Annotated in this window: 13 protein-coding genes; 1 reads left to right on the top strand and 12 read right to left on the bottom strand. The window is 54.3% G+C overall.

Annotation, left to right across the window (positions count from 1 at the left end; genetic code table 11):
* Positions 1 to 129: 129 nt before the first annotated feature.
* From L21SP2_RS06355 to ptsP, 12 genes are all read right to left on the bottom strand, one after another.
* Positions 130 to 4,350 carry a SpiroCoCo family coiled-coil protein gene (locus L21SP2_RS06355; RefSeq protein WP_024267676.1) on the bottom strand — a complete coding sequence of 1,407 codons (4,221 nt, stop codon included), beginning with the start codon at positions 4,348 to 4,350 and terminating at the stop codon, positions 130 to 132.
* Positions 4,351 to 4,441: 91 nt separating this feature from the next.
* Complete coding sequence (locus tag L21SP2_RS06350; protein WP_024267675.1) at positions 4,442 to 5,359, bottom strand: pirin family protein; 918 nt, start codon at positions 5,357 to 5,359, stop codon at positions 4,442 to 4,444.
* A 92-nt stretch (positions 5,360 to 5,451) separates the two neighbouring features.
* Positions 5,452 to 6,114, bottom strand: coding sequence for an HAD family hydrolase (locus tag L21SP2_RS06345; RefSeq protein WP_024267674.1), 663 nt, complete (start codon positions 6,112 to 6,114; stop codon positions 5,452 to 5,454).
* 101 nt (positions 6,115 to 6,215) lie between these two features.
* Positions 6,216 to 7,322, bottom strand: a complete 1,107-nt coding sequence (locus L21SP2_RS06340; RefSeq protein WP_024267673.1) for a hypothetical protein — start codon at positions 7,320 to 7,322, stop codon at positions 6,216 to 6,218.
* Positions 7,319 to 7,858 (bottom strand): ExbD/TolR family protein, encoded by a 540-nt coding sequence (locus tag L21SP2_RS06335; protein ID WP_024267672.1) that lies wholly within the window; start codon positions 7,856 to 7,858, stop codon positions 7,319 to 7,321. Before L21SP2_RS06335 ends, L21SP2_RS06340 begins: the two co-directional genes overlap by 4 nt.
* Positions 7,855 to 8,559, bottom strand: coding sequence for a MotA/TolQ/ExbB proton channel family protein (locus L21SP2_RS06330; RefSeq protein ID WP_024267671.1), 705 nt, complete (start codon positions 8,557 to 8,559; stop codon positions 7,855 to 7,857). The genes L21SP2_RS06335 and L21SP2_RS06330 overlap by 4 nt, the downstream gene beginning before the upstream one ends.
* Before the next feature lie 104 nt (positions 8,560 to 8,663).
* The gene (locus tag L21SP2_RS06325; protein WP_024267670.1) at positions 8,664 to 10,565 is read right to left on the bottom strand and encodes a hypothetical protein; all 1,902 of its coding nucleotides are present in this window, start codon (positions 10,563 to 10,565) and stop codon (positions 8,664 to 8,666) included.
* Positions 10,562 to 13,696 carry a tetratricopeptide repeat protein gene (locus L21SP2_RS06320; protein ID WP_081719490.1) on the bottom strand — a complete coding sequence of 1,045 codons (3,135 nt, stop codon included), beginning with the start codon at positions 13,694 to 13,696 and terminating at the stop codon, positions 10,562 to 10,564. Before L21SP2_RS06320 ends, L21SP2_RS06325 begins: the two co-directional genes overlap by 4 nt.
* Positions 13,697 to 13,730: 34 nt before the next feature.
* On the bottom strand, positions 13,731 to 15,071 hold the full coding sequence (locus L21SP2_RS06315; RefSeq protein ID WP_024267668.1) for a hypothetical protein: 1,341 nt from the start codon (positions 15,069 to 15,071) through the stop codon (positions 13,731 to 13,733).
* A 43-nt stretch (positions 15,072 to 15,114) separates the two neighbouring features.
* Entirely contained in the window at positions 15,115 to 16,593 is a 1,479-nt protein-coding gene (locus L21SP2_RS06310) for a MerR family transcriptional regulator (RefSeq protein WP_024267667.1), read from the bottom strand.
* A complete protein-coding gene (gene der / locus L21SP2_RS06305) occupies positions 16,590 to 18,113 on the bottom strand; it encodes a ribosome biogenesis GTPase Der (RefSeq protein WP_024267666.1) in 1,524 nt (507 codons plus the stop codon). Before der ends, L21SP2_RS06310 begins: the two co-directional genes overlap by 4 nt.
* Positions 18,097 to 19,842 carry a phosphoenolpyruvate--protein phosphotransferase gene (gene ptsP / locus L21SP2_RS06300; protein WP_024267665.1) on the bottom strand — a complete coding sequence of 582 codons (1,746 nt, stop codon included), beginning with the start codon at positions 19,840 to 19,842 and terminating at the stop codon, positions 18,097 to 18,099. Before ptsP ends, der begins: the two co-directional genes overlap by 17 nt.
* 108 nt (positions 19,843 to 19,950) lie before the next feature.
* Here ptsP and L21SP2_RS06295 point away from each other — a divergent pair, with 108 nt between their 5' ends.
* Entirely contained in the window at positions 19,951 to 20,889 is a 939-nt protein-coding gene (locus L21SP2_RS06295; RefSeq protein ID WP_024267664.1) for a GerMN domain-containing protein, read from the top strand.
* The last annotated feature ends 40 nt before the right edge of the window (positions 20,890 to 20,929 follow it).

Here is a 20,929-nt window from a genome sequence, read left to right as displayed (position 1 = left end):
ATGTGTTCTGGTGAATAGAAAATACACAGAGCTATTGCAAAGGTCAAGTAATGTTAAAAATTTCATTACCGCCGGATTCTGGCGGCAATGAAATTGGATCGGGACAGGGTCTCGCAGGAGGAGCAGAGATCAGCGGTGGGCCATCTCAAGAATCAGCTCAACTTCTCCCCGGGAAACCTTGCAGGATTTGGCGATATCCTCGATTTTCCATCCCTGGTGTTTCAGTTTGATTACCATATCCCGCACCGAAACCGAAGGAGCCGGGCGGTCATCTTCAGCTGCGCCGTTTTTCTGCTGCCCGGTAATGCTGCCCAGGAGTTGAACCCGCTGATCCGCCTGCTGGGAAACGTCTTCCAGGCGGGTCTCGGTGCGGGCCAGCCATTCTCTGGCCTTCTGCATATCCGACATACGCTGATCGATCTCTTCCATGGCCTGGTTCAGGTTATTGAGATTCCTCAAGGCCATATCCGATTCCTTTTTATTCATGGCAAGGCTCTCAAGGCGTTCCTTCAGATCATCGGCGTTCTTGTTCAGTCCGCTGATATGGCCATGAAGGTCGGTAATTCGCGTTTCAAGATCGGTAAGCTGATGAAAGTTTCTATCCACCCCTTCCAGGGTAGTATCGATCACTTCCTTCCGCTTGCTCAGGCGGTCGTAGCGTTGATCCAGCTCTTTCTGCAGATCATCCAGATTGCGGATGGCAAGCTGCATCTGCTGGAGACTGTCGTGCTTACTGGTAACCTTATCCAACTGACTGTCCACGTTGGAAGAGAGGGTCATCAGTTTTTTATAATCATCCTCAATACCTTCCAGCCTGCGCTGTTCACCGATGAACCGGTTCATTTTTTCGGTGGCTTCATCGCCGAGTTTTCGAATCCGCTTAAATTCTCCGTCCAGCTCCTCAACCTGCTTGCGCTCATTCTGCACCCGATCAATTTCGGATTTCAGCTGTGCCACATCTTCCATCAGGCTCTTTTTCAGATTATCGGCCCGCTCAAAAAGCTTGGTCTGCTGGAGGAAATTTTTCTGTTTTTTCTCAATCTGTTTGATATTCACATCAAGCATACGGAGATCTTCGTTGAGACGGTCCATAAGCCGCTTTTGCGCAGCCTCAAACTCGTCTCTTGTGGATGAAACGAATCCCCTGAACTCCCGAACCGAATCATCCACTTCATGACCGAATTCCCGGCCCTTCTGTTCGATCTCTTTGATAAAACTCTGGTAGTCCATATTGAAACGATTCAGAGCCTCTTCGGTCTTATCGTTAAGATTTGACTGAAGTTCATTCAGCTGTACAGATGCTTCCTGGATACCGTTACGGAGCTGGGCCCGGGCGTTCTCCCCGGAGGCGACAATATCATCCTTCTCGCTGCTGTATTCTTCTTTCAGTGCAGTCAGGGTTTCGGTAATTCTCACCCTGAAATTGGACATCTCCTCTTCGATTCCGCTCTCCGAGCCTTTCAGACGCTGGAGAATCTGATTCTGCCAGATGGTGACATCTGAGCGAATGGTTTCATGAAGTTCCCGGATTTCTCCGTCCCGTTCGCTCATGCTCTGATGAAGCCGGGACAGTTTACCATCCATGTCAGATTCCGCTTCAGTAAGCTTGCTGCTGAGCAAAGTCTGGATATCCTGAAAACGGTCATCAATAATTGAGCGTGACTGCTGTTCAAAAACTCCCAGCTGGTCATCAAGCCCCGCCTTTGCCGAGCCTACCTTTTCGGCGAGAGCATTTAAGTCCTCCCGGATCAAGCCTTCCCTGTCTCTGAACTCGCTCTGAAGCTCATCAATCCGGTCCCCGAGTCCGCCGCGAAGACTCTCGATACGGCCGGCAAAGTCATCCACGTACTTTCGTTCCAGGTTCAGGCGCTCTTCTTCTGCTTCACTGCTCAGTCTGTCCAGGTTGCTGTCAAATTCTTCAGTCCAGGACTCAAGACGCTTATCCAGATTCTGCTGGCGCTGTCGAAGATCATTGAAAAATTCCTGCTCCAGGACTTCCAGCTGCTTTGACATGCTGGCATGACTCTGTTCCTTCAGATCTTCCAATTCCTGCTGATGAGATGAGATCTGATGCGCCAGGGTTTCCATCTCCTCCCGGGCTCGAACCAGATCCTCTTCCCGCTGACTCTTCAGCTCCTGACTCATTTTTTCCATATCGTCATTTACAGATGCAGAGACCAACTCCATGGATTCGTGAATTCTGGAATCCATTTCCTCCAGCTCAGCACCCACATTTTCAAGACGGGAAAGGCGGTAGTTGATGCTGCCCTCGTAATCCATGAGACGCTTTTCAAGCTGCCCCAGAATTTTCTGCTCCATCTGCAGGGTTTCTTCAGAAATGCTTTGCTCCAGGTTTCCATGAGTGTCGCTTAACTTCCGGCGCAGCTCATCCACGGCATTCTGAAGGCTTACGTCTATCTCCTGAATTTTCCGCTGGTTATCTTCCTGCAGGCCTTGAATCCTCTGTATCTCATGTCCGCTGGAATCCAGCTGTTCGTGAAGTTTCTGATCCTGCTCCCGGATGATGGCCTGGAAGTTCTCCTGGAGTTCTTTGGAACGCTCATCCTGGTCGTCATACACCCGACGGGCCTTTTCCATAAACTCTTCTCTGGCCTGGTGGAGGAGCTTTGCTCCTTCACCGCTGTGGGCATCCATCTCAGCCTGGAACCCTTCCTGCCATTCCTCTATGCGCTGACGAATTTGCTCCACCTGCTGATAGGCCGAGTCCTGAGCCTCCTGTATCTTACTGTCCACCTGGGAGAAGCGGTTCTCCAGATTCCGGGTATTGCGTTCGCTGCTTTCCTGGATTTCCCGGTTCACGTACTCCTCGGCATCGTGGACAAGCTGCTGACTTGCATTTTTCAGGCTCTGGAAGCGGGTGTTTACATCGTCCTCGGTGCGTACAATTTCGGCTTCTATCTGTTCAAGCCGGGCGGTATGATCCTGTTCCAGCCTGATGCTCTTTTCATTCAGTTCGGAGAACCGGGTATCCAGATTTCCGATATAGCTGTTGGATCGCTCCATCCAGTCATCAAGGCGCTCCCGAAGCTCGGAGAAACGGGTGTCGATCTGATTATGGGAAAGCTGAACCCGGGCATCCAGGTCCTGGAGCTGATTTTCGATTGTCTGCTCCAGACTCTGCCCTCTGGCCTCCACGTCCATGCTGATGCGATTCAGCAGCTCGTCGGCTTTCAGGCTGCCCTCTTCACGGCTCTGCTGCAGTTTGTCTTCAATTTCCTGCTGGATCCGAATGAACCCGTTTTCGAATTCTTCCTGATGTTCGCTCAGCCGCCCCCGGTAGGAAGAGCTCTGTTCTTCAAGCTCTGACTCAAGCTCGCTGAATTTCCGGGTCAGCTCCTGCTGCTGTTCCTGAGCCTGGGTTTTAATCAGAGAGCTGTCTTCCCGAAGCTGCTCCTGAAGTTCGCCGAGAGTAGTATCCAGCCTGGAACTGTTCTCCTGCCGGGCATCTTCGAACTTCTGCTCAAGTTCGCTCTGCTGCTGCTCCATGCTCTCGATTAATGAGCTTCGAAGGTCGCTTCTTCTTCCGTCCAGTTCCTCCTGGAGTTCGGAAAATGCCTGAAGTTCAAAGTTTCTGGCCTTGGTGGCTATCTCATTCATTTTGCTGCGGAAAGTCTCTTCGGCCTGGTTCAGTTCATCCCGGAATGCACCGAAACGCTCCTCCATAGATTCAACCAGCGATGCCGAATGACCATCCATCCCCGCCTGGACTTCCAGTGACCGCTGTTCCAGTCCGCTGAGGGTATCCGCCGCCTGAGCTCTGGCATCCTCCACCCTCTGCTGAAGATCGGCGGCCATTTTTTCGCCGTCTTTAAGAACCTGTGCACCGGTATGTTCCAGCTGGCGGGAGTTCCGCTTCTCGAAATCTTCCAACAAAGAGGGGATCTGCTTTTCGATTCCCTCCATCTGTTTCCGGGCATCCTTGATCCGCCTGCCCACGGTATCAACATAGGCGGATTCCTTCTGGATTCCCTTCATGTTCTCTTCAGCCTTATTGGTCATTTCCACCAACTGTTTCAAAGCTAAATCATACTCGTCTATGCGTTGCTGAATTTCATCGATGTGAGCTGCTTTGGCATTCAGCTCTTCGGCGGATGCCTCAAGACGCTCTATAGCCCTCCGGGCGGATTGCTGATGCACATCCACCCCTATAGAGATATCCTGTAGCTGTTGTGATTTTTCTTCGGCAATTTCTGCAAGTTCCTGCTGGATCCGGTCACTGAACTTCTTAACCTTCTCCAGGGATCTGTTATTCCTGTCCAGGTGGCGGAATATTAATACAACTATCACCGCCACGCTGAGGATGAGCAGGTCTCCCAGCGTAAACATCATTTGTTCCCTCTCCCATGACCCTATTAAGGGTCATATATATTATACAATAAAAATCAAATTTGACGAGGGTTGAGGGGTATTTTTGGAGAATTTATTGGGAAGTCCTGAGAAAATTCCCGGTCTGAAGATCACTGAGAGCCTGACGGATCTCTCCCTGACTGTTCATTACAATGGGCCCGTGCCAGGCAACAGGCTCTTTCAGGGGCTGGCCGGAGACCAGAAGGAACCGGATCCCATCCTCCCCCGCTCTCACCAGAACTTCATCACCCCGGTCGAACAAGACCAGATTGCGGTTCTCCACAGGGTGTGAGGGCAGCGCTTCTGTGGTGCCCTCTGCATTTACATACTCGGTGGGAGCAAGAAACGGATCCGAGGCACCCCGAAAGCTGCCGGAACCGGCGAACACATATGCAAAGGCGTTGTGAGTCAGATCGATTTTGAAAAAACGCTCTTTTCCCGGCGGGACGGAGATATCCAGATAACGGGGGTCTGCCGCAATGCCCTCAACCGGGCCCCGCTTTCCCCAGAACTCTCCGGTGATGATGCGCACCTTGGTTCCGTCGTCCTCGGTTACCTCGGGTATTTCTCCGGAGGGGATATCCTGATACCTGGGGTCGGTCATTTTTTTGGATGAAGGCAGGTTCGCCCACAGCTGAAACCCGTGCATGGCACCTGCAGCATCTCCCCGGGGCATCTCCTGATGAATGATTCCGCTTCCGGCGGTCATCCACTGAACATCTCCTGCACCCAGTGTTCCCGTATTCCCCAGACTGTCGCCGTGATCCACTTCTCCGGCCAGAACATAGGTGATGGTTTCAATTCCCCGGTGGGGATGCCAGGGAAAACCTTTGCTGTACAGCCGGGGATCGTTGTTCCGGAAATCATCGAAAAGAAGGAACGGATCACTGGCTGCGGTATCTCCGAAACCGAATGCCCGGTGCAGATGCACACCGGCACCCTCTATTGCGGGACTTGCGTGGGATATTTTTGTAACAGGACGGATGGACATATCTACCTCATCTTCAAATGATCAGGTTTACCTGATATTTTTTGTAATCTTTATGACGATAAAGATAGTAAGATGGGCAGGGGAAGACAAGTTCAATCAAGCCGGGGAAGAATCCAGTCCCGGAGTGAAGAATATCTTTTAAATGTAAAATCCGCAGGAGATTTTTCCGGTTTTCGGGAGCTGATATGTGCAGTCATCATTCCCAGGGAGTGTGCGCCCAACACATCGTAGTGAAAACTGTTCCCCACATAGAGAAGATTTTCCGGCTTCACATTCAGCTGCCGGGCCATTTCCAGGAAAGGCTCGGGATTAGGCTTCAGATAGCCCACCTCTTCAGAGCTCATTTCAACATCGAAATAGTTTTCGATGTTGAGAATTTTCATCTTGGTTACAACGGGAAAATCGGACATCACCGCCAGGGGAATATTTTTTTCCTTGAGCAACCGGATCAGGTCCAATACTCCGGGATAAAGGTTCACCTTGCGGAGTACCGATTCCCAACGGGTATAGAAGGTGCGGTTTATGATTTCCCGGGCTTCGTCGGTGTCCACACCGATCCGCCGGCCGAAAAGCCGGGCCTGAAGCTCATAAAAATCCTCCACCGGACGGGTATCTCTCAGTTCCTTGCGAACTTTTCTGAAGGCATTCAGCAGCCGGAAATGGCCCAGGGCAAACCCCAGACTGGCCAGATACATTCTCCTGTTGGGATATAAGGTTCCGTCTATATCGAAGGCAACTGCGTGTATCTGTTTCATGTATAACTCTCATCACCGGTCCGAATATGGACCAGTGCTTTTCCTTTGATTGTTGTTAATATCGCCTGCTTGTTGCTGAGATCGCCGGATTTCAGCGGATTTCAGCGGATTTGAAATACGATTGACCCTCGAACAGGAGGCGCATCGGGATCGGGCTCGAACACCGGACCGGTAAAAAGGCGCTCAATGGCTCTGCTCAGCTGATTATAGGCCGAGTAACTCTCCGGATTCAAGATGGTGACAAAGCCATCACTGTCAACGGTGAACTTAATTCGAATCCGTGAATCCCAGCTCACATCACTCTGATCCAGATATCGGCCGAGATCAAGCCGATCTTCGCTGATCAGGTCCCTGCCCTGCTGGAGGATTTCCCCGGAAATTCCCTGCCGGCGGAGAGATTCTGCGCTGCTGTCCCCGGGATCCCTGTCCGGATCGCTTGTCTGGTCATCCGCCGGGCTTTCTGATGGGCCGTCCGCCCGGTCGGAGTCAGCACTGTTGTCGCTGCTTCGGGTCTCTTCCCGGATGCACGCCAGACGCTCAGCAAGCTCAGGGTCCGGGCCCCTTTCACCCGGATCATCTTCACCGGTGTCAGAGCGGGGAGGGGCTGTATCCCGGCCAGGCGTGCTGTCGGATCCGCCAGTATCGCCGGCGGAATTGCTGTTACGCCACTCTTCAAGCTGCCGATCCCGCTCCGACTGTTCATCATCGCTGAGAAACCCGCTGAGGTCGGTGGAGCTGCGTTCATCCCTTTCCCTGGGAACCTGCCAGTCCAGGGGATCGGGATCGTCGGGTATGGTCGGAGGAGTTGTCCTTCCTGCGGCATCATCGGCTCTGGCGGTCTCAGGGGGTCGGGAACCGCCGGAGGGCTGGGACCGGGAATCTGTTGAGGTTCCCCGGCTGTTCTCAGCCGGGTTTGGATCGGCGGCCGGATCGGGGGCCGATTCCGGCGCTGATTCTGTTGCTGCTTCGGGCGGTGCTTCCGGCGTTTCTACTGCGGACTCCGGAGCTTCAGGGAGCCTGGTTGTGTCGTTCTCAGGGTCTGAGGCATCAACTGCAGGGGGAGGAGCTGCCGGCGCAAGCACTACCTGCAGGGTTTCCGGTTCCTCCGGGGGAGAGATGGCGGAAATGATCAGCCACAGAGATATAAGTACCAGGTGGATCAGAAGAGAGATGACCATGGATGTACTGAGACGGGCTCCTTCTTTCAAGGCTGCTCCTCTGTATTTCCGGATGTGTTTCCGGATGTGTTCCCGGATGTATTCCCGAAGGAATTACCGGAGGAATTTCCGGCTGCATCGCCGGCCGCACCACCCTCGGGAGAATCCCCACGTTCAGGGCTGGAGGCGGGTGCGGGATTTTTGGCCAGGATGCTGGCATTTCGTACGCCGTTGGAGCGAAGGGTATCCAGCAGACTCACCAGCTGCTGCAGGGGAACCCCCGCATCTCCCTGAATTACCACCCGCTGCTTTTCATCGGTATCAAGGTCGTTCAACAGGGCCGGAAGCTGATTCATGGTTATTTCCCGGTCCTGAAAGAACATCCGGCCATCAGAGTTGAGACTGATCTGATACAGATCCATGCTCACCTGTTCCTCGGTGGAGGATTCCGGGAGATCCAGACCGATGCCCGGAGCCACCACAAAGGTGCTGGACACCATAAAAAACACCACAAGCTGGAATACAATATCGATCATGGGAATGAGATCCGGCTGCACCTGTGCTTTCAGCTGACGGCGGAATTTCATGATCGGGAACCTCCGCTTTTCAGACCTGAACCGGTTCCCCGGGACGAGGCAGTGGCGGCACTGGATGTGCCCAGATCAGCCATGGTTTTGCTTCCCACGTCCCCTTTGAGGAGTACCACCAGTTCACTCACCCGGTTTTCCAGCCGAATGAGGTTGTGGTTCACCTTGCTCACAAGCTGGTTGTAAAAGGCAATTGCAGGAATTGCCGCAACGATACCTGCTGCGGTTGTTACCAGCGCTTCGGCGATTCCCCCGGCAAGCAAACCGGGATCCGCTGCGGCACCAAAGTCGCTGAGCACTCCGAAAGCCTGAATGTTCCCGGTTACCGTACCCAGCAGTCCCAGAAGGGGGGTGATATGGGCGATGGTTCCCAGCAGGGCAATGTTTCGCTCCATTTTGGGTACTTCCAGATTGGCTGCATCGGAGATGAGATCATGGATCACCTCGGGTGAATATTTGCGGTATTCTATCCCCACTTTCATCAGATCGCTGAGGGGTCCGGGATTCTGTTCACAGATGCTCAGGGCTTCATCATAGAAGCCTTTCTCAAGGCTGTGACGGATCCGTTCAAGAAGTCTGTCCTCATCCGCACGGCTTTTCCGGAAATATCTCATCCTTTCGATGATAATCCCCACAGCCGTTACCGACAGCAAAGCGATGAGTGCCAGAATTATGGTTCCGCTGCTGATTATTTCATTCATGTGTTTTTCTCCCCGGCCGTAATTCTTTTACCTGATATTGGTATTTCACAGTACATACGGCACTAGTTTATCCACGTCAGTTTATCCACGTCAGTTTATCCACGTCACTTACTATTTCTATATTCAACGAACAGGTCCACGGTGAACCCCCGGGTCTGTATCGGACTGACCCCGGAATCGTGCAGGAACCTTCCCCGGGACAGAAACGCCGCCACAGGATCTGAAATCTCCAGACTGAGAGCCCAGAGCGGGCTGATGTTCCAGCCCCCGATAATACTGAACAGAGGCGGCTGCAGACTGCGAAACAGATTCAGCTCCATGCGAACCCCTGCGCTGAGAAGGTCATTTTGATTCTGAATCTCCGCCTCTGCCTCAAGCTGCTGAGAGGGCTGAAGTCCGTCATTCAGGAGAAAATTCCCTACCCAGGTTACTCCGCCGAAGATGTTCTCTGAGAATAACCCACGAAATCCAAGGGTGGTGACAAAATTCAGCCCCCGGGATGCGTACCAGTTACGGAATTCCCGGCCGTCATCCCCGAATGTGACGGCCTGGGACCAGTCCCCGGCCACAGGCCGTTCGTAGTAATAATACGTATCAACTCCCCCGCTGAGCAGCAGATCATCGGTCAGTGCAAATTCGCTCAGGGTGGAGAAGAACCATCTTCTGATTAGCGGGCGGTTTTGGGCTGCTCCCGGAACGATCTGTGCTGCAGCATCGGCGGCTGCCTGGATGTCGCCGATCTCCCCGCTGCTTTCCGGGATCACATAAAAGGGAGACAACAGAGGATGAGTTCTCCACAATTCCGTTTCATCAGGCCGCAGCTGCTCGAATCCGCCACGAAAATCGTGACCCCATTTCTCCCCGTTGAACCCCAGTCCCAGATGGAAATTGTGGTTTATTCCCCGGTATCCGGGACGGGAATAGCTGAAACCCGGGGCATCCCCTGTTTCGTCGTTCAGCTCCGGTTCACCTGCCCCCGGTCCACGGCTGATGCCGGGGATGTAGCCCAGATCGAAGCTCCAGAGTTCACCTGCAGCATGTCTGAACTCTGCGCCCAGACTCAGATCATGCCAGAGGCCGTACTGGGGACTCAATTCCAGACGGTAGTTCAACGGAAATTCCAGAACGGAACGTTCCCACTCCTTCCGGTAACGGTTTGAACTGTCTGCAGAAAAGCGCAAAAAGATGTTTGGTATATCCCCTTCGGCTTCAACGGCAGGAACAATCCGTCTCAGGTCCTGACCTGAATTAAATTCACCGCTGAATCCTGCAATACCCCATTCCACACCTGCCTCTGCATCCAGAAGATGCTGGGCCCGGTAAGATTCCAGTGCCCCCAGGCCCCGGAACTGGTAATCGGCAAGAAGATGGAACGGTTCAATCCTTCCGGTGATGCGGGACCTGCTGAGAGCGAACCCCTGATCAGGAGGCGTGTACCCCCGGGAAAAATCCCCCCAGGACTGAGTATGATCCGCAGCCAGAAGATAGCTGCCTCGGGGGTCAAACAGCTGCACATACCCGTTCATTCCGGGGGCATAGCCGCCCCCCAGACCGAACTGAATCCGGGGAGCAGGATTTTCCCCTCCCCTGCCGCTGTCTTCGCCGTCGCCGGCTGCGGGTTCACCCCCGTTGGAGGGAAGACCGGGATCCGCAAGCTGCCGGGGCCTGGGCAGCGCCCGATAGCTGTACTCCTCTCCCTGGTCACCGGGCAGGAGAGTTTGAACATCCCCGTAATCCGGCTCGGGAAGATCCACAATCACGTCGGGCAGAACCAGACTGGTGGACTCCGGGGCGTTCAGCGCCTCCTCCTGGGAAGAAACGGCTGCGGGCATCCCGAAGAAGACCAGGCACAGGAAGAGGCCGATTCTGAGAACCGGCGCCGGGCCGGTGATCACATTGGCATAGTGCCGGGAGACGGCCGCCCCCCCGGTACGGGCAGGCTGGGCCGGGACGGGGAGACGCTCTGAAGGTTCAGCCGCAATAATTGGTTGGTGTAGCGGGTTCATAGATCATCTCCTGATGGCAGAGCTCCGGGGATATAACGGCGGATCGCCCTGCGCCCGTCCAGTGTCCAGCTTGAATCGGGATATATTTCCTTCATCTGCTGATAAATTGCCAGGGCCTCCTGATCCGCACCCTGACGGCTGTATGACTCCAGAGCAAAGTAGAGATATTCCGGGGCACGCTGCCAGTCGCTGCTGTTGCTCAGCGCAGCATCAATGAAATATTCCGCCGCCCGGGAATACTCCGCCCTCTGCAGAGCTCCCCGTCCCAGCAGATAAAGTGCGCGGGAACGCTCCCGGGGGCTTGCATCCCCGCTGGAACTGAGGGTTTCAAGATAGGGCCCCAGATCCTGACTGCGCTGTCTGATCCCCGCCTGATCGATAATCAGTGTTTTACCAAGCTCCAGTACACGGTCTCTGGCCGCCTGTTCTGTGAGACGGGGATCTGATTCCAGAACGGACCAGGAATCATCGGCGGGAGCCGACCGGGACAGTGCGCTCTTCCGCTCTTCTATACCCAGGTTCTCCGCCTGTCCGGGATACTCCGAAGTTATCATGTCGTAGAGGCCGGCGGCGGCGGACTCCCTGCCCTGTTCCGCATAGAGTTCAGCCAGCAGAAGCATGGTATTCAACCGGAAATAACTGTCCGGGAAGTTTTCCACCAGATTATTCCAGTAGAGACGTGCGGCGGCGGTTTCCCCGGACTGCCAGGATGCTCTTCCGCTGAAATAGAGAGCCGCATCTATGTTGCCGTCCCGGGGGTATTCGTCCCGGTAGCTGTTGAATGCCTCTCTGGCCTCCTGGAAGCGGTCGTTCTGATAGTACAGTTCGCCGATGCGGTATGCGGCCAGGGCTGCGTTGGAATTGTCCGGATATGCACTGATCAGCTCATAGAGGCTGCGCACCGCTCTGTTCACCTGTCCCTGTGACGCCCGAACCCTGGCATAATCCAGGAGGGCCTCATCCGCCAGCTCGTGCCGGGGATAGCGGTCCCTGAAATCAATCAACGCTGCTGCGGCGTCTTCTGCTCTTTGGTCCAGCATCAGCAGTTTGGCCCGCAAATACACGGCTCTGGCAAAAATATCAGCGGCTTCCCCTCCCTCCGGAGTTTCCTGCAGGGAGGGGGAAGTTGATGAATCCAGGAGTGTATTCAGCAGGTCCAGACCTCTTTCGTAGTCCTCCATCCGCAAGGCGGCCCAGGCTCCCTCATAGGCTCCCCGGACAAACAGTTCCAGGGCGCCGGGAGCAGCGGAGGGAATTGCAGGATCTTCACCCTGCTGAACATCATCCTTCAGACGGTTTACCAGCCGCTCATATGCTTCCAGGGCGGTTTCATCCCGGGAACTCCGGAAGGAAGCCCATCCCAGATAGTAATCTGCATAGATCTCCAGCTCCGCTCCCGGTTCCTCCTGTATCAGAGTCCCGAACAACTTAACCGCCTCAGGGAAATTTCCGGTCTGGATCAGTGCCAGGCCGTACAGATATCTGCTGGCAGGATAATCACGGGGTTGATCGGGGGAAAACCCTTGCTGCGCCGAGATAATATCCGGCCATCGGCCGAGTTTCACAAGGTACTGATAATATTCGGAACGCAATCCGTCTTCGGGGCTAACGCCGCTGCCTGGGGAGAAGAGCGGCTCGAGCACCTGCACAGCCCGGGCGAAATTCCCCATTCCCCCGTAAGATCGGGCTGTTACCGGTCTGATACGGGGATATTCGTCAACATGCTCAGCTCCCAGCCGGGCACTTCGTTGGTATTCTCCTGCGGCATAGAGAGAATAGAGCATAATTTCAAGACGCTGACGGCGAAAATCCTCCCCGTAGACCGTTGCCGATGCATCACTCTCTTGCGGAAGAGGATTCTCTATCCGTTGCCAGGCGGCGGAATAATTCCCCTGCCGGTAATCCAGTTCGGAAAGCAGCAGATCCAGCCAGGGATCGTTCTCACCCCCTGCACGCAGGTAGGAGCGGATTGCCTGCCGGGCGGCATCCACGCTCCCGGGGTCTTCGTCCCGGAGCAGCCGGAGTGCTTTGTAATACGGGGTAATATAGCTTTGGAATTCAGTTCCCAGACGGTCAAGACGGGTGATTGCCCTCCCGACGGCTTCCTCATCTCCGCTGGGGAAGCGTTCGCTGAGCATCCGCTCATAAAATGCCCCGAGAATATCAGGATGCGCTTCAAGATCCCGCTGTGCAGCCTCCAGAAGCTCACTCACCTGCGGTGCTCCCCCCGCTGCTCGGTTTCTGTACAGGTCGAAGAGCCGGACATACACCTGGGGGGTAAACTCATCCACCCTGCTTCTCAAGTTTTCATATGCGGCAATCACGTCCTCTCTATCCTGTGATACAGAATCCGGTGATACAGGATCCGTTGATCCAGGATCCGGTTCCCCGCTCCCGGCCCCGGCGGAGGAAAGGAAATACAATGCCTCCGCTCTGAGAAGCTGCAATTCCCGCTCTTCGGTCAGGCCGGGGAACCGGCTGAACCTGGCATCCAGCCAGGAGGCAAGTTCTTCATAGCGCTGCTCCCCATAGAGTGCCCGGGCAGCTGTACGTTCAAGTTCGGTTGCCGCACGGGTATACCACGGGGCGGAGAGATCCGTGAACAACTGTTCCCGGGCACGGGTGTTATCCACTGCAGCCAGTCTCAATTTATGACTGCCGCGCCATATTTCCGGATATTCGGCATACAGTTGCGGGGAATCTGCCAGAAGCATATCAACATACTCAACTGCCCGTTCCGGCTGTTCAAGAAGAACATGGGCACGGGCCCGGAGAAACAGAAGTTCCGGTTCAGAGACCCCAGGCTGACGCCGGGCCTGATTCAGTACCCCGAGAGCCGCCAAGGGCTGTGATGCCAGGAGGTGACTTTCAGCCAGCCGTACATAAATCTCCGCCTTGGCGCTCTGCAGGAGCCGCCGGTACAGTCTGACTGCGCGGGGATAATCCCCGGCTTCAAAAGCCGCATCCGCCATGGAATGGATATCCAGCTGATCCGATGCCGGCGGCCACCCTACCCGGTCAGAATCCGCTATTACCTGGGCGGACAGGCCGAATGACCGGGAGAGGGAAAGGGGCAGTACTGCAGAAAAACCTGCAACAAGCATGCATGTAATCCGGAGGAACTTGTTCATATCTGCCTAAAGATACAGTCAGTGAAGCCGTTTTTCAATTAACTCCGGGAATTTCCGGCAAAATATACTTTTCTGATGGTGTAATTCTCACCAGATGAACATAATTTCCCGGATACCGGCGCTGAAGAGAGGCGGGAGAGCTTTCTACATTCCGTTCCAGCACCGCGACCCTGAACCTGCCCGTATCATCAAAATAGGGAAAGAGCACAACCACATGAAAATGCTGCCAGAGCACCGGGTCGTTTCCGAATTCGCCGTTGATGCTGCCCAGATACAAATCTCCGGGGTTTTCCAGAGCCTGGAGATACAGCACCTGAACAAGACTCTCCACCGGATACCCAAGGTCATCCCGGTATTCGATATACGGGGTGCTGCGCACATCCAGGGCTTCGGGCCGCCGGCGAACAATCGCCTCCAGCCGGGAAGCATCTTCTCCCCGGGCGACGGCATCCATTGCCACCGCCAGGTTCCGTGTCCAGTCCAGACCGAAATAGGGGTCCCGGGATTCTTCAAACTTCCTGCTGAGTTCTGTTCCCCGGTACTCAGGATGGCGGATTTTCAAAAGCTCCACGTCACTGAGGGAATCGGTGATGGGAAAATACATACCGTCAACCACAAATTTCGCAAACCCCGAACAGTTAAACCCCGGGAGGGCATGAAGCCCCAGGGTTTCAATTCGAATCATGTTTCCCCGGGCATCCATGGCTCCGTCTTCGCTGTCAGGCAGGGATGGAAGTACGGTCCGCAGGTCATCCAGCATCTGCCGAAGGTTTTGGTACTCCTCCGGCCGGGACGGCGGAGTAAGCTGCTCCCAGGGAATGCGTCCGCCAGCCAGTTCAAGGATGCGGTTAATATCAGTTTGAATAATTTCCTGGACGTCCAGAAAAATGGGAATTCTGTTATAGAGCGTGGTTCCGAACAGGGACAGGCTCAGCTCGGACCTTCCCCCCCGGGGGTGAATTCGAACCACCAGAGCTCCGATCTCATCCAGAAAGATTTTAATCTGATCAATGCTCCCGTCACTTCTGCTTCGGCGGATGATCATGTTGCCGGCGGATATATCCGGAAAGCGGTTTTCCCTGCTGTGTTTGAAAATCAGATACAGCCGGTCTTCCAGTTCCCGTACCTCGAACTTCACCAGAATAGAGCTGAACGGATCGCTGAGAATCCGGCCGTCTGAAGGTGAGATCATGGTATAAGGAGCGGTAATGGTATCGATAAGGGATCGCCGGGCCATGGAACTGTCCGGTACACTGAGAGCCTGGGCCGGGAGCTGATGCGCCCCGATAAACAGTAGCAGCATGAGCACAGTTCTCCCGGGAATGAAGCCCCGAAGCGCTCTTGTGATGTATTGGAATGGATACGCCTTCTTCATGGAAATTCTCCTGAATGATAGGGAATGGGCGTCTCCCGGTACATCAGGTATACAGACCCCTGATCCCCCCGGGACGGGGCGGTTCATCGGTTCCGCCCCTTTCCCGCCGTTTCATTTCTTCCCGGTTTCTGGCATAGAGGGGGCTTATTTCCACATCCCCGTGTCCCGGGGGGTTGCTCAGCCAGGAACGGTACATCCTGCTCATCTGGGATGACAGTTCATCCGGGCTGTACCATTCCTTGCCGTAAAACGGCGGAAAATACTCCCATTGCTTGGGACGCAGAAGCCCCCTGGTTTCCGGGGATTGGATAATCAAATATCCCTTCTGAGCAAGAGTATCGGCGTATTGAAGGCGAACATTGATATCTGCGGACCCTCGGGAAGCAGATAGATGCACCGGGCGCAGGCGGTCCATGGGGCGGATTTTGAAGTACATTTCACTGTGAATTCTCCCTCCCCCCCCTGAGGGCAGGTAACCCCGGAGTACGGGGTGACTGTCTGCAAACAGCCTGGCAACCGCAGATTCCTCGGGCAGGGGGAGAAACGGATGCTCCAGACTGAGCAGCTGACCAAAGCGGTAATCATTCTCCAGGAGAAACGGCATCATCAGTCTGCGCAGGGCAAAGAGGGCTCCGGCGTCTCCGGTACTCAGTTCTTCATGGTCGGGCTGGGGCAGAATAATCAATGAACTTCCGGGAATTCCGAAGTAGTCGTGTTTGTTCATCAGCCCCAAAAGATGATAAAAATGGCGCTTTCGCACGGTTATTACCCACAGAGGATAATTGCCGTAGGCGCCTGCTGCGGCGGATATTTTTTCCGCCATATACTCAAGGGCGGAGAGTCGGCGCAGGGGGGTTATCAGCTTTCCCCCGGAATAGGAAGCGTCCAGGGTGGACCGGTAGGGGTCGGGGGTGAGCACCAGCCAGCGGCCGTCGGCTAAAATGGATTCAGGGAGTGTATTTCCTCCGCGGCCGGAGGCGCTGGACTCCCCGGAGTCGGGGAGAGAACCGGTCTCAACCCCGCCGGCGGCTCCGTCTTCCAGAAATGAAGCCAGCTCCGATTCCAGAGCCGCATAATTGTCACCGGGAAAAAGCTCGTCGGGGGAGAAAAACTGGAGAGGATGCACCGGTTCGCCCCGGCTTTCAGTCCAGGAAGGCGCAGCATGGCTGGCCGGCGGCAGACGGTATTTTAACGCAAGACGATTGGCGGACTGCACCGACTGGAGGCGGGTTTTCAGCAGGTCGTGCCGGATCTGGAGAAACCTGGCAGTCATGTCCAGCGAGGGTCCCTCCAGCTCCCGGAACAGCATCTGCACCGCCTGCTGGAGAGACCGGCCGTCCCGCCGGGTAAGCCGGAGGATTCGGGAGAAGAGATAGATGTCCTTCAGATTGTACATCTTCCTGCCCCGCTGGTCGTAGGATGTACTGATAATGGGGAGGTGCTCTTCAATGTATCGGATGTGGTGAACCTTGCAATCCAGCACCCGGCAGATTTCCGGAAGCAGAAATCCCTGATGTTTCATGTTCTCCGCGAGTCCCTGAGCTCAAACTGTATAGGTATATTTCCCAGCGCAAAATCCTTTCGGATACGGTTTTTAATAAAACCCACATAGCTTTCGGGAAAGTCCTTCCTTCTGTTCACAAAAAGAATGAATTTCATGGGCAGCACGCTTACCTGGGTAATATACTTGGCCTTCCAGAAGAACCCCTTCCGTGACGGCGGCGGAGTATGCTCCTGCCAGGCCCTCAGTTTCTGGTTCAGTACTCCTGTGCCAAGCCGGGTATAGAGCTGCCGCTGTATTTTCAGACTGGTCTCCAGCAGTTCCTGTACTCCGCTGCCCTCCTTGGCGGAGATGGGGAGAATGGGAGCAAATTCAAGGACGGGGAACAGAAAATTGATCCGGTCCCGTACCGCCTGTATGCGGTTGGGAATATCTTCCAGAAGATCCCATTTATTCACCGCCAGAATAATTCCCCGGCCGTGCTTTACCACCTGGGCGGAAATCTTCTTATCCTGCTCGGAAAGTCCTTTTTCCGCATCGATCATCAGCACCACCACCTCCGCCTGTTCAATGGCGGAAATGGCGCGGGTCACCGAGTAATACTCCAGGTTTTCATGGACCCGGTTTTTTCTCCGGATACCTGCGGTATCCAGCAGGCGGAATTTTTTATCCCTGAATGCGAAACTCCCCTCGAGAACATCCCGGGTGGTTCCTGCAATTTCGGATACCAGGGAATTCTCAGTTCCCGTCAGGGCGTTGGAGAGGGTACTTTTCCCGGTGTTGGGCTGCCCCAGAACGGCCAGGGAAATATCCCAGGGCTGGGAGGCCCGTTTATCCAGCCGGAGAAGCTTCTCCGCATCGATGGTGATCCCCTCCTGCCGGGCTTCGGCCTGAATTTCCTCAATGTCCTGCTGGAGCAGTTTCCGTACTTCGGCCCTGAGTTCCTCTATTTCCGTTGATGTGAGACTGTGCTCATTGATCCGCCTGTGCTCGGCGGCTTCGATCCTGAGTTTCAATTCTTCCACCAGTTCGTCGATCCCTTCACCGTGGGTTGCGGAAATGGGGAAAATGGTGTCGAAGCCCAGCCGGTAATATTCCCACACCATCTGTTCACGCTGCTCATTATCAACCTTGTTCACCGCAAGAATGATCCGGCTGGAAAGTTGGCGCAGACGGTTGATAAACTCCTCGTCCTCGGGTGTCACTTCGGTGACATCCAGTACAAACACCAGAATATCCGCCTGTTCGATGGTTGAGAGACTCTTGCTGGTGATCAGGGTATCCAGATAATCCCTGGACTCTGTGAGACCTCCGGTGTCGATGAGCATACATGCAGTTTCATCAAATTCAGCCCGCTGGAAAATCGGATCCCGGGTGACTCCGGGGGTGGGATCGGTTATTGCTTTCCGGCTGCCGATGAAGCGGTTAAACAGGGTGGATTTCCCCACATTGGGCCTGCCCACTATTGCCACACGGGGCAGCACCGCCTTCTCCACCTCATCCAGTCGCCGGATCAGACCTTCTTTATCCTGTAATGTCAAATTTATCCTCCATGGTGGTGGACACAAAGTCCACGATGGCATCGGGGGAATCCATCTCCAGTACCCTCCCTACAAATTCCTCGGCTTCAAGAATGGATGTGGACCGGATAATCTGTTTGATCTGGGGGATGCCGAATGAGCTCATGCTGAACTCATCCAGTCCGAGACCGAGAAGAATGAGGGTATAGAGGGGATCCCCTGCCATTTCACCGCACATGCCGGCGGAAATTCCCGCCTTGTGGGCATTGTCGATGATCATCTTCAAACTCCGGATAATACCGGGATGAAGAGGGTCATAGAGATATGCCACATGTTCGTTACCCCGGTCAACTGCCAGAGTGTACTGAATCAGGTCATTTGTTCCTATGGAGAAAAAATTACTGCGTTTGGCAAGCAAATCCGAGGTCATGGCTGCACTGGGGACCTCTATCATGATTCCTGCGGGGATATTTTCCGCAATGGGAATATTCTCCTGCTGAAGTTCAAGCTTGACCGCCTGAAAAATGGCCAGGGCTTCTTTCAGCTCCTGGACTCCGGAGATCAGGGGAAACATGATCCGCAGATTTCCGTGTACGCTGGCTCTCAACAAAGCCCGCAGCTGGGTGCGGAAAATATCCACGTGGGAGAGACAAAAGCGGATAGCCCGCCAGCCCAGAATGGGGTTTTTCTCCACCCCTCCGTGGAGGTTCATGCTGTGCATCAGCTTGTCGCCCCCAAGATCCAGGGTTCTGATGGTTACCGGGCGGCGTTTCATGGCGGAAATCACCCTGCTGTAGGCGTCGTACTGCTCCTCTTCATCCGGCAGAGTGGAGGACTTCATGAACAGAAACTCGGAACGGTAGAGACCGATCCCGTCCGCACCATGGCTCTCCACGGCATCCACCTCTTCGGGAATTTCAATATTGGCTTTCAGGCTGAGCATCTTTCCGTCTCTGGTTTCCGCCGGAAGTTCGTTAAGACGCATGAGCTGAATTTCCCGCTTTTGAACGGCCTGCTGCTTTCGCGAATAGCTGTCCAGGGTCTGTTCATCAGGTTCCAGATACACAATCCCCTTGTATCCGTCCATTACAATGAAATCCCCTGTTTTCACCCGCTGTGTAATATCCCCCAGACCCAGCACGGCAGGTATCTCAAAAGCCCGGGCGATGATGGCGGTGTGGGAGGTTTTTCCGCCTCCGTCCATGGCAATGCCTTTCACCCGCAGCTTGTCCATGGCAATGGCATCGCTGGGCATAAGATCATGGCACACCAGAATCACATCATCATTCAGGGTGGATAAATCTATACGCTCATCTGAAAGGAGATTATTGATGATTCTCTTGCTCACATCATGGAGGTCTGCGGTGCGTTCCCGGATGTAGTCATCCTTTACCGCTTCCAGCTTCTTCACCAGATCCTGCATGAGGTCAAACAGCACATACTCCACGTTGGTGAGCTGTTCATACAGCCCCGCCTGAACCTTGTTTCCCAGATCGGGGTCGTTCAGCATGAGCATGTGGGTATCCAGCATCTGACGCTCGTTGGGCTGAAGGGGTGAATCGCCCTGGTTTTTAATCTGCTCTATTTCTTCAATGGCCGCCTGGACTGCCTGACTGAACCGTTCATACTCCCGGCTGACCATATCTTCATCGATATCGTAGCGGGGAATTTCACTTTGATCATCCTGAAGAACCAGAACCGAACATTGAGATATACCTGGACTGGCTGAAATTCCCCGGAGTTCCTTCATAATACATCAAACTATAGAGCAGAAATATCACAGCTGTCAAATTGATGATCACAAGACGAATATCATATATAATGCCGGGATCGCTTTTATCCGATAGATAGATACGTCATGACAAAACAAGATAAAAAACGCAAAACATCCCTGGGCGTACTCTTCTGGATCGCCGCCATCCTTCTCATCCTTGTGGTCTTTCTCTTCAACCGAAGCAACATTGAACAGGTGATGGAGAGCACCGGCCTTGTGGAAGTGATCAACCAGCGGATTGGTATGGACGGGGATGCTCCTGCTGATGAGAGTTTCGGGGAAGAAGAAACCGATTCCACCGATGAACAGGCTTCACAGGAAGGCGTTCAGGAAGACAACAGCTCACAGGATGCAGCCGAAGACGGCCCGTCCCAATCTGATGCACCTTCCGAAAATTCTTCCGACGCAGGTTCTGATTCCTCATCGGGTTCAGAATCTGATGGACAGGGAAATGAAGAATCCGGGGATAAAGAATCCGGAGCGGAATCGGAACAGGACAGGGAAACTGCCCCGGACCGCAGCGAAGAGAGTGCCCGTGAGAATGCTGAGAACGGGGAAAACAGAGAAACCGAAGATGGAGCCGAGCCGGATGTGCAGACCAAGGTGAGAGAATACTCCATATTCATGGTGCATATAAATGATGCCGGAGACATCAGTGTTCAGCCTGAGAACATGGAGGTGGAGTTTGCCACCAGCCCGCTTACCCGCACCCTGGAGACCCTGTTTGAGCAGCCCCAGGAGAAGGCCGGCGGGTCGATACGAAACCTTATTCCTTCCCGCAGCAGAATTCACCGGGTATGGGTTGAAGACGGCATCGCATATATCGATGTGAATGAATCGTTCCGCTTTAATCCCATTGGTATGGAAGGGCACAGACTCCAGCTTGCCCAGCTGATAAACACTGCCACCCAGTTTCCCACAGTAGACGGCATCCGCATACTTATTGACGGAGAGAGCTACGACTTTCTGGGGGGAGAGGGAACGTATATCGGGAAAGCACTGTATCCCGGGGATTACCCCTGATTTCCCCACCACCATGCAATATATATGTAGAATGATGAAC

Origin of the sequence: Salinispira pacifica, from assembly GCF_000507245.1 — a bacterium.
GTDB lineage: Bacteria > Spirochaetota > Spirochaetia > DSM-27196 > Salinispiraceae > Salinispira > Salinispira pacifica.
This window is presented reverse-complemented; position numbering and strand designations above follow the sequence as displayed.

What these genes read in the sequence shown, in the direction of transcription:
- L21SP2_RS06315 (WP_024267668.1), bottom strand. Translation starts at nt 15,071, where the DNA reads ATGAAGAAGGCGTATCCATTCCAATACATCACAAGAGCGCTTCGGGGC.
- L21SP2_RS06355 (WP_024267676.1), bottom strand. Translation starts at nt 4,350, where the DNA reads ATGATGTTTACGCTGGGAGACCTGCTCATCCTCAGCGTGGCGGTGATA.
- L21SP2_RS06325 (WP_024267670.1), bottom strand. Translation starts at nt 10,565, where the DNA reads ATGAACCCGCTACACCAACCAATTATTGCGGCTGAACCTTCAGAGCGT.
- L21SP2_RS06335 (WP_024267672.1), bottom strand. Translation starts at nt 7,858, where the DNA reads ATGAAATTCCGCCGTCAGCTGAAAGCACAGGTGCAGCCGGATCTCATT.
- L21SP2_RS06295 (WP_024267664.1), top strand. Translation starts at nt 19,951, where the DNA reads ATGACAAAACAAGATAAAAAACGCAAAACATCCCTGGGCGTACTCTTC.
- L21SP2_RS06350 (WP_024267675.1), bottom strand. Translation starts at nt 5,359, where the DNA reads ATGTCCATCCGTCCTGTTACAAAAATATCCCACGCAAGTCCCGCAATA.
- L21SP2_RS06320 (WP_081719490.1), bottom strand. Translation starts at nt 13,696, where the DNA reads ATGAACAAGTTCCTCCGGATTACATGCATGCTTGTTGCAGGTTTTTCT.
- L21SP2_RS06345 (WP_024267674.1), bottom strand. Translation starts at nt 6,114, where the DNA reads ATGAAACAGATACACGCAGTTGCCTTCGATATAGACGGAACCTTATAT.
- L21SP2_RS06310 (WP_024267667.1), bottom strand. Translation starts at nt 16,593, where the DNA reads ATGAAACATCAGGGATTTCTGCTTCCGGAAATCTGCCGGGTGCTGGAT.
- ptsP (WP_024267665.1), bottom strand. Translation starts at nt 19,842, where the DNA reads ATGAAGGAACTCCGGGGAATTTCAGCCAGTCCAGGTATATCTCAATGT.
- L21SP2_RS06330 (WP_024267671.1), bottom strand. Translation starts at nt 8,559, where the DNA reads ATGAATGAAATAATCAGCAGCGGAACCATAATTCTGGCACTCATCGCT.